13 protein-coding genes are annotated in these 13,540 nt (G+C 56.9%); 10 read left to right on the forward strand and 3 right to left on the reverse strand.

What is annotated here, in order from left to right:
* A partial coding sequence (locus tag QZ517_RS11340; protein ID WP_294226809.1) for a GGDEF domain-containing protein occupies window positions 1-575 on the reverse strand: 575 nt, incomplete at its 3' end.
* A 221-nt stretch (window positions 576-796) separates the two neighbouring features.
* On the opposite strand from QZ517_RS11340, the gene QZ517_RS11345 reads away from it, so the two are divergent.
* From QZ517_RS11345 to grxD, 9 genes are all read left to right on the forward strand, one after another.
* Window positions 797-1,702, forward strand: coding sequence for a LysR family transcriptional regulator (locus QZ517_RS11345; RefSeq protein WP_294226814.1), 906 nt, complete (start codon window positions 797-799; stop codon window positions 1,700-1,702).
* Window positions 1,703-1,990: 288 nt separating this feature from the next.
* On the forward strand, window positions 1,991-4,273 hold the full coding sequence (locus tag QZ517_RS11350) for a mechanosensitive ion channel family protein (protein ID WP_294226817.1): 2,283 nt from the start codon (window positions 1,991-1,993) through the stop codon (window positions 4,271-4,273).
* A gap of 23 nt (window positions 4,274-4,296) precedes the next feature.
* A complete protein-coding gene (locus QZ517_RS11355) occupies window positions 4,297-5,433 on the forward strand; it encodes a BamA/TamA family outer membrane protein (protein ID WP_294226820.1) in 1,137 nt (378 codons plus the stop codon).
* Window positions 5,434-5,579: 146 nt separating this feature from the next.
* A complete protein-coding gene (gene purL, locus QZ517_RS11360) occupies window positions 5,580-7,739 on the forward strand; it encodes a phosphoribosylformylglycinamidine synthase subunit PurL (RefSeq protein ID WP_294226824.1) in 2,160 nt (719 codons plus the stop codon).
* Window positions 7,740-8,216: a hypothetical protein gene (locus QZ517_RS11365; RefSeq protein WP_294226825.1), complete on the forward strand. Its 477-nt coding sequence runs from the start codon at window positions 7,740-7,742 to the stop codon at window positions 8,214-8,216.
* A 15-nt stretch (window positions 8,217-8,231) separates the two neighbouring features.
* On the forward strand, window positions 8,232-8,753 hold the full coding sequence (locus QZ517_RS11370; protein WP_294226830.1) for a hypothetical protein: 522 nt from the start codon (window positions 8,232-8,234) through the stop codon (window positions 8,751-8,753).
* 87 nt (window positions 8,754-8,840) lie between these two features.
* Window positions 8,841-9,077 (forward strand): BolA/IbaG family iron-sulfur metabolism protein, encoded by a 237-nt coding sequence (locus QZ517_RS11375; protein ID WP_294226832.1) that lies wholly within the window; start codon window positions 8,841-8,843, stop codon window positions 9,075-9,077.
* Complete coding sequence (locus QZ517_RS11380) at window positions 9,077-9,301, forward strand: hypothetical protein (protein WP_294226835.1); 225 nt, start codon at window positions 9,077-9,079, stop codon at window positions 9,299-9,301. Before QZ517_RS11375 ends, QZ517_RS11380 begins: the two co-directional genes overlap by 1 nt.
* A 19-nt stretch (window positions 9,302-9,320) precedes the next feature.
* Window positions 9,321-9,686 carry a Grx4 family monothiol glutaredoxin gene (gene grxD, locus QZ517_RS11385; protein WP_294226838.1) on the forward strand — a complete coding sequence of 122 codons (366 nt, stop codon included), beginning with the start codon at window positions 9,321-9,323 and terminating at the stop codon, window positions 9,684-9,686.
* 99 nt (window positions 9,687-9,785) lie between these two features.
* Here the strand turns inward: grxD and QZ517_RS11390 are convergent, their stop codons facing one another.
* The gene (locus QZ517_RS11390; RefSeq protein ID WP_283424957.1) at window positions 9,786-10,181 is read right to left on the reverse strand and encodes a cell division protein ZapA; all 396 of its coding nucleotides are present in this window, start codon (window positions 10,179-10,181) and stop codon (window positions 9,786-9,788) included.
* Entirely contained in the window at window positions 10,181-10,996 is an 816-nt protein-coding gene (locus QZ517_RS11395; RefSeq protein WP_294226846.1) for a hypothetical protein, read from the reverse strand. The genes QZ517_RS11390 and QZ517_RS11395 overlap by 1 nt, the downstream gene beginning before the upstream one ends.
* Before the next feature lie 252 nt (window positions 10,997-11,248).
* Between QZ517_RS11395 and tkt the strand changes: the two genes are divergently transcribed.
* Window positions 11,249-13,270, forward strand: a complete 2,022-nt coding sequence (tkt, locus tag QZ517_RS11400; protein WP_294226849.1) for a transketolase — start codon at window positions 11,249-11,251, stop codon at window positions 13,268-13,270.
* Window positions 13,271-13,540 lie beyond the last annotated feature (270 nt).

The raw sequence follows: 13,540 nt of genomic DNA on the forward strand, positions 1-13,540 counted from the left end.
TTAAACTTATCCAAATCCAAAAGCGCAATATAGCGGGGCTTGTTCGCATTGCTTTGCGCATGAGCCAACGTGTCTGCAATTTCTTTAAATGCACGGCGGTTCATCACCCCGGTGAGCGGATCATGTCGGGCGTTTGCCTCCGCACTTTTGCGCATTGCTTCTCGCTCTTGAGACATGTGGCGCAAATGGCGGGCCTGATAGATTACCGAAAATAACAACGCGACAGTCAACAGAACGACCAGCAGTGCCAGCTCATCCAGCTCCCAGTCTTCATGTTCGCGGCTGTACTCGTAGAACTCCTCAAAGAGCTCATATTCACCGAGGATTGGAAACAAAACGAGCGCAAATAGGAAAATACCGCCGTGCACCATATGGTGCCACCGGAGCTTGGCTTTAATCCTTGAAAATGCCCGCATTGTTGCCTCGCTTATTGGATACAATGCTTGTGACAGCCGCATCCTAACCAAACGTAAACCAAAACTTACCGAACATTGAATTTCCCCGAAAAACCAAACCCCTATTTGATCAAACCACGCTAGGACCCCCTTATTTGGAACCAAAATCTGTTTGATCAAATTTCAAACTCCCTATGCCAAGTTTTTTGACACCTCTCCTTGTGGGGTAATCCGCCTGCCCATTCGGATAGGTTTCCTTCCAAGTAGCTGATTTTTTGCTAAAACTTCACTTTCGCTCACCATCCTAAGGGCGTAAGACCGCCCTCCATCCGCTCGTGTGGACACGATTTTCTTTGACTGAGAACTAACCACATGAGACACAACAGAAAAACGGAGCCAACATGGACTGGGACAAGCTCAGGATTTTTCACGCGGTTGCCGACGCTGGCAGCCTCACGCATGCTGGCGACGTATTGCATTTGTCGCAGTCGGCCGTGTCCCGGCAAGTCCGCGCGCTAGAGGAAAGCCTGAACACCACCTTGTTCCACCGCCACGCCCGCGGTTTGATCCTGACCGAACAAGGTGAACTGCTGTTTGATGCCACCACGGCGATGAACAAGCGCCTGGACGCCGCCTCCGCCCGCATACGCGACAGCGAAGAGGAAGTGTTTGGCGAATTGCGTGTCACCACCACCATTGGTTTTGGCACGCTTTGGCTCGCCCCTCGCCTGGCAAAGCTCTACGAACAATACCCCGACCTCAACATCGACTTGATGCTGGAGGAAAAGGTGCTCGACCTGCCCATGCGCGAGGCTGATGTGGCCATCCGCATGAAAGAGCCCAGTCAAGCGGACCTGATCCGCAAACGGTTGATGAGCGTGCGTATGCGCCTTTATGCCTCCCAGAGCTACCTGGAAACTCATGGCAAACCGGAAACCCTAAAAGACCTCACCGAACACCGCCTGATTTGCCAGAATGTAACCTCTGAGCAGGTGGGGGCTGGCGCCAGCTTTGTCACCAGCCTTCTGGCCAATGACATCACCAAGATGCTCTATGTGAACAACTACTTTGGGGTGCTGCAAGCGGTGAGCCACGACCTCGGTATTGGTGTTTTGCCGGATTATCTGATGCAGGACTTTCCCGATCTGGTGCGCGTTGGTCCTGAAATTGAATCAGCCGAAGTCCCAGTATACTTGGCCTTCCCAGAAGAATTGCGCCAATCCAAGCGTATTGCAGCCTTCCGGGACTTTGTGCAGGAAGAGATCATCTTGCACCGCAAGCAGTTGCGGGAAAAGGACATTTCCTAAGCCATGCAAAACGCGCATAGCGGACATGCTGCACCTGCGACAGAATATCCCTTGAAGGTTCACAAACTGACTACTAATTCATCTCTTGAAGGCGATGATTGCTTATACGCTCATCACCTTCACCTCCCTGTTGGACTAAGGCCGAGCTTAATGCTCGGCCCTTTTTTTTGCCATTTCAGAATCTGAAATCAGCCGTTCGCGATTGTTTTGCAAGGCGAACACTGCTTGACCTACTCACCTAAAAGTTATCTCTTTGGTTTAAACCTTTTTTTGATTGTAGAGTACCTTATGAGACATATCGTTTCGAGCATTCTTCTGACGCTCTCCTTATGCGTCACAACAATGACAATGGCGCAGGCCCAAGGCGTGCCACTCACCACCTTATCCTCCAGCCCCTCTGAAGCAGCAGAAATCAACCCCGAAGACATGACAACGGACGCCATTAACGCGATGGTGGCTCGTATGTCCGATGACGAAGTCCGCGCGGTGTTGTTGGATCGACTGGACGCCGTCGCTGCGGCAGAAGCCGTGCAAGGCACTCCCAAGAGTCTCGTGGAACGCGGGACCGCCTTGTGGCAGGCCTTCTCCCAGCCTCTTTTGGGTGCCGTTCGCACTCTCCCGGCTTTGATCCCTGCACAAGTTCAAGCGTTCAAAGCCTTTGGTGAGACCCACGGAGGTTTGGGCGGAGTGCTGACACTCTTTGGGCTTACGGCTTTGTTGCTCGCTGTTGGTCTTGGCGTCGAATACGCGGTGCGCACTTGGATCATCAAAGTGCGCAACCCGGAGGCCGCTGAAAGCGGAGCAACACTCCGTGAATCATTGACCTTCCTCTTCAAACGCTTCCTGCGGGAAATCTTTGGGTTGGTGATCTTCTATATCACTGTACGCACCCTTGGCCGCACCGTTTTGGATGCCCAGCAAGTCACTTTTGTTGCCCCGTTTATCGGTTACATGATCTGGATGCCGCGCATCGCCGCCGCATTCTCTCGCTTCCTGATGGCCCCCAATCGTCCGGATCTGCGCCTGGTGAATGTCAGCGATCATTGGGCTGCGTTTATTCACCGCCATATCATTGGCATCGTGACCCTGGGTGGAGCGACCATCTTTGTTGTCCTGTTCAACGGAATGAATGGCGTCGCACCAGGCGAAACGCGCATCGGTTTCTGGCTCGATTCCCTGGTTTATGTCTACATCGCGTATGTTGCCTGGACCGCCCGCGAAGGCCTCAGCGACATGATGCGCGGAGATGATCCCGACCGCACCGAATTTGACGAGGCTCTTGCCCGCGGCTACCCCTTCTTTGCCATGGCTGTTGCCGGCGCAACTTGGGTTCTGGTCTCCACTTTGATTGGCTTGGGCAAAGTTCAGCTTCTACTTGGCGGCGCGCATTACACCACCATGTTCTGGCTGTTGATTGCCCCCGTGATCGACACCGGCATCCGCGGATTGGTGCGCCATTTGGTGCCCCCAATGCAGGGCGAAGGCAAAATTGCCGAAGAGGCTCATATCGCCACCAAACGCAGCTATGTGCGCATTGGCCGTGTGATCGCTGTTGGGGCCGTCCTGGTGATCATCACGCGCACCTGGAACGTGTCACTTATGAGCTTGCTGCAAGAGAGCGCAGGAATCGGCGACAATCTGTTCAGCTTCGCCATGACAGTGATTGTTGGCTATGTGGTTTATGAGGCAATGAGCCTCTACATCAACCGCCGCCTCGCCGCAGAAATGACCGCACTTGGCATGACCCAGGACGACGCCGGTGGCGACGAAATGGGCGGCGCTGGTGCGTCGCGGCTCTCTACCGTGCTGCCACTCACCTTGGTCACTGCCCAAGGCGCAATCATCGTGGTCTTTGCATTGTTGGCCATTGGCAACCTTGGCGTGGACATCACACCCCTTCTGGCTGGTGCTGGTATTGCCGGCTTGGCAATTGGTTTTGGCGCGCAGAAACTGGTCACCGATGTGGTTTCCGGTGTGTTCTTCCTAGTGGATGATGCCTTCCGCGTGGGTGAATATGTCGAAATCGAAGGCACCATGGGCGCGGTTGAGAAAATCTCGATCCGCTCGATGCAACTGCGCCACCACCGCGGTCCTGTGCACACCATTCCATATGGTGAAATCCCCAAACTCACGAACTATTCCCGTGACTGGGTGATCATGAAGCTCAAGTTCACCGTGCCATTTGACACCAACCCCAATCAGGTCAAAAAGATCTTCAAAAAGATTGGTCAGGAAATGCTGGTGGAAGAGCTCTACAAAGACGATTTCCTGCAGCCGTTCAAATCTCAGGGTGTGTTTGACTTTGATGACGTGGGTATGATTATCCGCGGTAAATTCATGGCCAAACCCGGCAAACAATTCATGATCCGCAAGGAGATCTACAACCGGGTGAAATCCGAGTTCAACGCTGCCGGCATCGATTTTGCCCGCCGCGAGGTGCGTGTGGCCTTACCGGACGGTGCCAAAGATCTGCCCGAGAAAGATCAAGCCGCCCTCACCGCCGCAGCGGCGGCCGCTGCCCAGCAGCAGGAAGAGCAAGCTGCTACCGAGCCTTCCAAAGGGCCGGATTGATCCCGCCCCACAAAGGACAGACCATGACGGAACTTCTTGCCACATACACCAAAGCAGCCGCCCGGATTATTCCGGGCGCTGCGCTTGCGACCTTCTTGTCGTTCTCCGTCGCTCAGGCTGACCCGTTTGCCGACGACATGGTGAGTGGCTCTCTTGATGACGCCCGCACCGATGACACTTTGATTGGCTTTGGCAACGGTTCTGTTGTGGTTGCGCCAGTGCCATTCAAAAACGTGCTGATTGGCGCAGGTCTTGTGCTCGGCGGCGGCTACCTTTTCAACATCGATGAGGGCAGCGACACCTCCATCCTTGGCTTTGGCGTGATGCGCTCAGACAATGGCACCAACGCTTACGGGCTTGGTGGTAAGTTTGTCTGGGATGAAAACCGCTGGCAGGTCGGCGCCAGCTTAGGCCAAGCCGAAGGCTTCTATGATCTCTACATCGGCGGCACCCCGGTGCCTGTTCGACAAACCGGTGACATCGTCAACCTCAGCGCCCTTCGCGGTATAAACTCTGACCTGCTGTTTGGCGCCTCGATGCGCTATCTCGACACCACCCTGGGGTATGACAGCTCCGGCACAGGCCTCCCACCCTTGCCCGAAGGCCACCTCGAAGTGGGCACGTTTAGCCTGCTTGCCAAATGGGACACCCGCGACGACGATTTTTCGGCTCGCAATGGCCACCTGCTCGACGGCGCCTTGACCTACGGCCAAATCCTCAACCACAGTGGGCGCGATTACAGCAAGGCCGTGGTGACCTACAACCACTACCTGCCAATTGGCGACGCCAACAGCATCGCTATGCGCTTTGCCAGCTGCGCCACAAGCAACGACACGCCCTTCTTTGATCAATGTTCTCTGGGCGGCACAGATGGATTTCGCGGCTTCAGCCCCACCGAATTTCTCAATGACGCGCTGCTCTCAGCACAAGGCGAATACCGCCACCAGTTCAGCGGACGTTTTTCTGCTGTCGCTTTTGGCGGATTTGGCAACACCGGCAGCAGCCTGGGGGCCATTGGCGACACCGACGTGCGCTACGCGGGCGGGCTTGGTCTGCGGTTCCAACTCTCCAAAAAGTTCAAAGCCGTGTTTTCCGTGGACATGTCCTACAACGACCGCAAAGAGGACCTTCTCTACATCTATGTGGGCCAACGCTTCTGACCCGACGCTCGTCCCAGCGACAAGACGCGCCATTAACGGGACATTCCGCCCCGCTTGTCACAATTCCCCTGCCTTAAGCCTTCCCCTTTTGCCCTGCCTGTCCTAAAAGCCCCCCAATTGCTGTTTATTTTGGGGACTCTCGCGACATGCAGGAACCGGCCATCACCACCGATCTCATCGAAGCTCATGGACTGAAGCCTGACGAATACAACCTGATCCTGGAGATCATTGGTCGCGAGCCGACTTTCACAGAGCTGGGTATTTTCTCTGCGATGTGGAACGAGCACTGCTCTTACAAATCTTCCAAAAAATGGCTGCGCACCCTTCCCACCGAAGGACCACAGGTGATCTGCGGCCCAGGCGAAAACGCTGGCATCGTGGACATCGGCGACGGCGATGCGGTTGTTTTCAAAATGGAAAGCCACAACCACCCGTCTTACATCGAACCTTACCAAGGCGCCGCCACCGGTGTTGGTGGCATTCTGCGGGATGTCTTCACCATGGGCGCCCGTCCCGTGGCGGCAATGAACTCGCTCAGCTTCGGCGAACCAGACCACCACAAAACCACACAGCTGGTGAACGGCGTTGTTGAAGGCGTGGGCGGCTACGGCAACTGTTTTGGCGTGCCAACCGTGGGTGGTGAAGTGCGCTTCCACCCGGCGTATAACGGCAACTGCCTTGTGAACGCCTTTGCAGCCGGTTTGGCCAAAACCGACAGCATCTTCTACTCCGCCGCCTCCGGCATCGGCATGCCTGTGGTTTACCTCGGCGCCAAAACCGGCCGTGACGGCGTCGGTGGCGCCACCATGGCCTCTGCCGAATTTGACGACACCATCGAAGAAAAACGCCCCACCGTTCAGGTTGGTGACCCCTTCACCGAGAAACGTCTGATGGAGGCCACACTTGAGCTGATGCAGACCGGTGCGGTGGTTTCCATTCAGGATATGGGCGCCGCTGGACTGACATGCTCCGCTGTGGAAATGGGCGACAAAGGCAAGTTGGGCGTGAAGCTCAACCTCGAAGACGTGCCACAGCGCGAAGACAACATGACAGCTTATGAGATGATGCTGTCTGAGTCCCAAGAACGCATGTTGATGGTGCTCAACCCAGAGCTTGAGGCCGAAGCCCGTGCCGTGTTCACCAAATGGGATCTGGACTTTGCCATCGTTGGCGAAACCGTCGCTGAAGACCGCTTCTTGATCCTGCACAACGGCGAAGTCAAAGCCGATCTGCCATTGTCTCCTCTGTCCGGCCGCGCGCCAGAGTATGATCGCCCATGGGTCGAAACACCCGCTGCTGAAGAACTGGCAGACGTGCCCCAGATTGACGCCATCGACGGCCTCAAAGGCCTGATCACGTCGCCCAACTACGCGGGCAAACAGTGGGTCTATGAGCAATATGACACCACCGTGATGGGTGACACCGCCCAGTGTCCCGGCATGGGTTCCGGCGTGATCCGTGTACACGGCACCGACAAAAAGCTGGCTTTCACCTCCGACGTGACCCCGCGCTACGTAAAAGCCAATCCAATCGAAGGCGGCAAACAGGCCGTGGCCGAAGCCTTCCGCAACTTGTCCTCTGTGGGTGCAAAGCCGCTGGCCACAACCGACAACCTGAACTTCGGCAATCCGGAAAAACCTGAGATCATGGGCCAGTTTGTAGGCGCCATCAAAGGCATCGGTGAAGCTGTGGCCGCGCTCGACATGCCCATCGTCTCTGGCAACGTGTCGCTCTACAACGAAACAGACGGATCCGGCATTCTGCCTACCCCAACCATTGGCGCGGTTGGCCTGATTGCCGCTGGCGAAGAGCCAATCTTGGGCGAGGCACGTGATGGCCACGTCGCCCTGTTAATTGGCGACACCGAGGGCCACCTCGGACAATCCGCTTTGTTGGCTGAAGTCTTCAACCGCGAAGAAGGTGACGCGCCGCATGTGGATCTTGAAGCGGAACGCAAAAACGGCGAATTCATCCGCAACAACCGCGACTGGATCAAAGCCTGCACCGACCTCGCAGACGGCGGTCTGGCTCTGGCGGCCTTCGAAATGGCCGAAGCTGCGGGCGTGGGTGTTCAAATCGACATGGACGATACCCCAACCTTGTTTGGCGAAGATCAGGCCCGTTACCTGGTGGCCTGTAACTTCGATCAGGCAGAGGCGCTGATGATCAACGCGGCGAAAGCAGGCGTGACCATCACTTCTGTTGGCAAGTTCACCGGCGACACTGTGAAATTTGGCACCTCCGAGGCCCCGTTGGAAGAACTTTCCGCCACGTTCCGCAGCAGCTTTGCCGCCGCAGTCGCCTAAATGAAAGCCAACGCGCCGATCTTCTACATCCTGTCGCAGATCGGCGTGTTTTGCATTGCCTACACCCTATTGTTGGCCACCCACACCAGCAGCATTGCGGTTGATTTCTGTGCGCCCGACTATGTATCCCGCACCGCAGTTTTTGCCGCCAAGGTCTCAATTTTTGCGGTTCTGATCCACGCGCCGGGGTTGGTCATCGCGCATCGTTTTGCCGAAACCCCCTGGCGTCTTTCGGCGCTCCCTATGCTCTGCGCGCTGGTTTTTGTGGCCATTTATTACGGCAATGACGTTTTGCTGCGCATGGCGTCAGACGTGTCCTGCACGGAAGAGATTATTCCCCGCTCCGTGTTCCGCCCGGAATGGCACCATGGTTACCTGGAACTTGGCACACGCATTATGGCCTATGGCTGGGGCATCACCTCCTTGCTGGTGCTGTATAAAACCTCCAGAATGCCGATCGACATTTATGAAGACTGACGCAGGCCTTTTGCCATGACATTGCCCGTCACCCTGCCCACACTCACAGACGATTGCAGCAAATGCGCGGCGCTCTGCTGTGTCGCTTATCCGTTTGACGCAGACGAAGACTTCGCGCTGCTCAAACGCGCGGACAGCCCCTGCCCCAACCTCTCGGACGGCTGCCTCAACTGCACAATCCACGCCGATCTCTTGCCCAAAGGTTTTGGCGGCTGCGTCGCTTACCAATGTGCAGGGGCTGGGCAGCGCGTCACCCAAGAGCTGTTTGACGGCGAAACCTGGCGCGATGATCCCGACCTTTTGGAGCATATGACCTACGCCCTGCGCGTTCTGCGCCCAATCCACGAAGCGCTGCTGCTTCTGCAAGAAGCCAGCCGCTTGCCCATCCCCGAGAGCGCCAAGCGCCAAGCTCTGTCCCTCACAACAGCGCTCTGCCCTGATGTTCCCAAATCGGTGCATGACTTTGAAGACCCCGAGGTCCAGGACGCCCTAGCGGACGTGCCCGCCTACCTGCAATCGCTGGCACCATTTGTGTGACATTACGCGCACCGCGTCGAAACCGCCTTGCAGACCCCAATGCCAAAGCCTACATTTTTGGGCAACGACACAAAGGAATAGCCGACCATGCCAATGACCGCCCATGAAATCGAGGACCTCCTGCGCGAGACCTTCCCGGACGCCGACATCCAAGTGGGCGGCACCGACGGCGTGCATATGTCCGCGATGGTGATTGACGAAAGCTTCCGCGGCAAAAACCGCGTGCAACAGCAGCGCGCTGTTTATGCCGCACTAAAAGGCAAAATGGACGGCGCCACCGGTGAGTTACATGCCCTCGCGCTCACCACCAAAGCGCCGGAGTGATGCCGTCGATTGCTACCATAACCTTTGGCATCATTGGCTTGGTGGTTGTCGCCATCGCGGCAGAGATCTATCTCAAACGCAACCGGCGAACGTCCCTTTCGTCGATGAAACCAAAGTCCAGCGACGTGCGCCATCATGCCAATGAAGATCACAGCATGACCGCCTTGGTTGCCAAAAACGACCGGCTGGAAAAAGAAAACACCAAGCGCAGCCGATCAAGCTGACGCCACAAAGGACACAAAGATGACTGACGACGTAAAAACCCGCATCGACGAAATTGTAAAAGCCAACGACATGGTGCTGTTCATGAAGGGCACCAAAGACATGCCTCAGTGCGGTTTCTCCTCCCGCGTGGCGGGCGTGCTAAACTACATGGCTGTGGACTACGCCGATGTGAACGTGCTGGCTGACGAAGAAATTCGTCAAGGCATCAAAGAGTACTCCGACTGGCCCACCATTCCTCAGCTTTACATCAAAGGTGAGTTTGTTGGTGGCTGTGACATCATCACCGAAATGACCCTGTCCGGCGAGCTCGACACTCTGTTTACCGACAACGGCATGTCCTTTGACAAAGACGCCGCCGATAAAATTCGCGAAGCCAACGCCTAAGCTTTGCACCACACCCAATTGAAAAGCCCCGCTAATTTGGCGGGGCTTTTGTTATTTGATACGCTGTTCTTTTGGCTTTGGCGCCTTAAGCGCGCAGGTTCACCCCGCCGCTTTTTCCTCTACCAGATCCGCAAGGCTCTCTGCCCGCGCCGCCATCTCGGCCAGCGTCTGCGTCACCTCTTCTGGAATGGTGGGCACTTCCACCTTGGCCGGTTCCGCTTTTGGGGCCTCGTGCAATGCCTGGATTTCCTTTTCCCGCGCCGCAATCTTGGCTTCCGCATCGCGCAGCTGATCTTCCAGACCAGCGGTTTTGTCAGCCAACATCAGGCCTGACATAAGCAACATCCGCGCCTCAGGAATGCGTCCGGCTTGCCCAACAAGCACCCGCGCCTGTTCATCCACCATCTGGGCTGCTGCCCTCAGGAAATGCTGTTCTCCGTCCTGACAGGCCACTTCAAAAACCCGGCCGCCAATTTCAATTTGTACTTCAGGCATCAGGCGTCTCCCGTTTCTTTGCTGTCTTCAACCTTGTCTGCAAGCGGCTCCGCAGCCTCAACCGAGACCTCTTCCGGCGCGGCATCACTGCCTTCCACGTCCGCTTCCGGCGCGGCGACTGCCATGCCATGTACTAACGGGCGCAGCTCTGCCAAAATCACAGCTGTTTCTGCGCTCTCCGCTTCGCGCAATGCGCTCAATGTATCAAGATCAGCTTTCAGCGCGCCATTCACCGCAGACGGATCCACCATGCCGTCTTTCTCGACCTGCTCACGCAACACTTGGTTGGCAGAGCGTTCGCGTCGCGCCATCTGGCGTAGCCGGCGCAGCCGCTTGCCCAGCTCAGCCAACATCACACGGTTTTGTTCCACATCAGCTGCCAAAGCCGCGTCCTGTGCCGGCGCGTCCTCAGCCGCCACCTTGGTGTCAGCTGCCTCCGCAGCCGCTTCGGCCGCATCTGCCGCAGCGCCAGCTGCAGTTTCTGCCGCTTCCGCCCGTGCTTCGGCCGTGAGCAAGGCTGCGCTGGTGTCTTCCGCTTTGCTCTCTGCGGTCTTCAGCGCATCTTCTGCGTCCGTCTTGGCGGTTTGCGCCGCACCCAGCTCTTCTTCAAGCTCGGTCTGCCGCGCGGTCAACGCCCGCACACGCTCTTCCATTTGCGCCGTCACCAGCGCTTCATTCTCCAATGCCCGACGCAATGCCTGGACGTCTTCGCCCTCATCAGGCTCAGCAACCGCCGCCTGCATACCGTCCACACCTCGCGCAATGCGTTCCAGCGCTGCGGTCAGCCTGCCTTCCAGTTCGCTGATATCGCTCATATGCCTCGTCCTTTCCGGTCCGGTTCTTAATGACCCGCGTTCTTTTGCGCGCCATTCTTTCTTAACGAATCAAAGAACGACGCTCAATGGCCTGATATTAGCCGCTGAAATTGCAAAATGCGCCCCAAATCGGCGGGAGGCCATCACGCCAAAACCGGGCAAAATCGCCGCCAACGGCCTTGCCAGCTTGCTATTGGCCGCGAAACTGCTATGCAGCCGACAACCCAACCCTTTAGACGAAGGAGCGCATCCGTGGACATCGCCGCACTGCGTGAAAAGAACCCAGAACATTGGATGAAAGCCGCCGCCATTCGCGCCCTGACGCTGGATGCGGTTGCTGCTGCCAACTCCGGTCACTCCGGCATGCCAATGGGCATGGCTGATGTGGCCACTGTGCTGTTTGAAAAGCACATGAAATTTGACGTCGCGGCGCCAAACTGGCCGGATCGTGACCGTTTCATCCTGTCCGCCGGCCACGGCTCCATGTTGATCTACTCGCTGCTCTATCTCATGGGCGACAAACAGGTCACTCAGGATCAGGTGAAGAATTTCCGCCAGATGGGCGCATTGACCGCAGGCCATCCGGAAAACTTCCTGTTGGATGCCGTGGAAACCACCACCGGCCCATTGGGTCAAGGCATCGCAAACGCCGTGGGTTTTGCCATGGCAGAAGAAATGCAGCGCGCGCAGTACAGCCGCAAGCTGGTGGATCACAAAACCTATGTGATTGCCGGTGACGGTTGCCTGATGGAAGGTCTCTCTCAAGAAGCCATCGGCCTGGCCGGTCGCCACTCCCTGGGCAACTTGATTGTCTTCTGGGACAACAACAACATCACCATCGACGGCACCGTGGAGCTGTCTGATCGCACCGATCAGGTCAAACGCTTCAAAGCCTCCGGCTGGCACGTGCAAGAGATTGACGGCCACGACGCCGACGCGATTGACGTTGCGATCGAAGCCGCCAAGAAAACCAACAAGCCGTCGATGATTGCATGCAAAACGCACATCGCGATTGGCCACGCCGCGCAGGACACCTCCAAAGGCCACGGCGCGCTGACCGACGCTGATCAGATGAAAACGGCCAAAGAAGGCTACGGCTGGACCTCCGCGCCGTTTGAAGTGCCTGCTGACGTCAAAGCCCAATGGGAAGCCATCGGCGCCCGTGGTGCTGCGGACCGTGAAGCTTGGGAAGCCCGCTTTGCCGAAGCCTCCAAACAGAAACAGGACCGCTTCAACCGCGCCTATGCTTTGGATGTGCCAAACAAGCTGTCGGCCACCATCAAAGCCTTGAAAAAGCAGATTTCTGAGGATCAGCCCAAGGTTGCCACCCGGAAGTCTTCCGAAATGGCGCTGGCCGCGATCAACCCGATCATGCCAGAAACTGTGGGTGGCTCTGCTGACCTGACCGGCTCCAACAACACGTTGACAGCTGATCTGGGTGTGTTTGACACCGACAACCGCAAAGGTCGCTACGTCTACTGGGGCATCCGCGAGCACGGTATGGCGGCAGCAATGAACGGCATGGCGCTGCACGGCGGTATCCGCCCCTACGGCGGCACCTTCTTCTGCTTCACCGACTACGCGCGCCCGTCCATGCGTCTGGCCGCATTGTCCAAAATCCCAACCGTATTTGTCATGACCCATGACAGCATCGGCGTGGGCGAAGATGGCCCAACCCACCAGCCGGTGGAGCATCTCGCAATCTGTCGCGCGACGCCAAACACCTATGTGTTCCGCCCAGCGGACTCCGTGGAAACTGCCGAGGCCTGGGAAATTGCCCTGACCTCCAAGGACACCCCTTCAGTCATGGCGCTGACCCGTCAGAATCTGCCAACGCTGCGCACCGAGCACAAGCTCAAGAACCTGACCGCTCAAGGCGGCTATGTCCTCGCGGAAGCCGAAGGCAAGCGTCAAGCCATCCTGATCGCGACAGGCTCTGAGGTCTCCCTCGCCATGGAAGCCAAGGCGCTCTTGGAAGCTGACGGCATCGGCACCCGCGTGGTCTCCATGCCATGTATGGAGCTGTTTGCTGCTCAGGACGAAGACTACCGCCGCAAGGTGCTGCCAGCAGGTGCTGCTGTGCGTGTGGGTGTCGAAGCAGCCGTGCGCAACGGCGGCTGGGATCAGTGGCTCTTGGGTGAACGCGCCCGTCCAGGCAAGTCCGACTTTGTTGGCATGGACGGTTTTGGTGCCTCTGCACCGGCTGGTGAGCTGTTCGAAAAGTTCGGCATCACCGCAACAAACGTGGCCCAAAAGGTCAAAGACCTGCTGTAAGGTCGACGCATATCCCATTGAAAAGGCGCCTCATTTTGGGGCGCCTTTTTGTTGATATGGGTATTTTCTTTTGACCAAGAAAACCGACATCGCAAACCCATCAACTGTAAGCAGAACAGGCAGATGCCAAGTGAGCCGCCATAAGGCCGTACACAGAAACTCGGTCAAAAATGGGAATACAAAAACGGCCTACTGAACCACGAAGGTCGCGGCAATTTGCCCCCTTGCGAGCCCACCCAGGATCACTTCAAAAATGAAGCGCAACAGATT

It is taken from the genome of uncultured Shimia sp., from assembly GCF_913054185.1.
Lineage (GTDB): Bacteria > Pseudomonadota > Alphaproteobacteria > Rhodobacterales > Rhodobacteraceae > Shimia.

Excerpts from the sequence above, each read along its gene's own strand:
- QZ517_RS11345 (WP_294226814.1), top strand. The coding sequence starts at position 797 with ATGGACTGGGACAAGCTCAGGATTTTTCACGCGGTTGCCGACGCTGGC.
- QZ517_RS11350 (WP_294226817.1), top strand. The coding sequence starts at position 1,991 with ATGAGACATATCGTTTCGAGCATTCTTCTGACGCTCTCCTTATGCGTC.
- QZ517_RS11355 (WP_294226820.1), top strand. The coding sequence starts at position 4,297 with ATGACGGAACTTCTTGCCACATACACCAAAGCAGCCGCCCGGATTATT.
- purL (WP_294226824.1), top strand. The coding sequence starts at position 5,580 with ATGCAGGAACCGGCCATCACCACCGATCTCATCGAAGCTCATGGACTG.
- QZ517_RS11365 (WP_294226825.1), top strand. The coding sequence starts at position 7,740 with ATGAAAGCCAACGCGCCGATCTTCTACATCCTGTCGCAGATCGGCGTG.
- QZ517_RS11370 (WP_294226830.1), top strand. The coding sequence starts at position 8,232 with ATGACATTGCCCGTCACCCTGCCCACACTCACAGACGATTGCAGCAAA.
- QZ517_RS11375 (WP_294226832.1), top strand. The coding sequence starts at position 8,841 with ATGCCAATGACCGCCCATGAAATCGAGGACCTCCTGCGCGAGACCTTC.
- QZ517_RS11380 (WP_294226835.1), top strand. The coding sequence starts at position 9,077 with ATGCCGTCGATTGCTACCATAACCTTTGGCATCATTGGCTTGGTGGTT.
- grxD (WP_294226838.1), top strand. The coding sequence starts at position 9,321 with ATGACTGACGACGTAAAAACCCGCATCGACGAAATTGTAAAAGCCAAC.
- QZ517_RS11390 (WP_283424957.1), bottom strand. The coding sequence starts at position 10,181 with ATGCCTGAAGTACAAATTGAAATTGGCGGCCGGGTTTTTGAAGTGGCC.
- QZ517_RS11395 (WP_294226846.1), bottom strand. The coding sequence starts at position 10,996 with ATGAGCGATATCAGCGAACTGGAAGGCAGGCTGACCGCAGCGCTGGAA.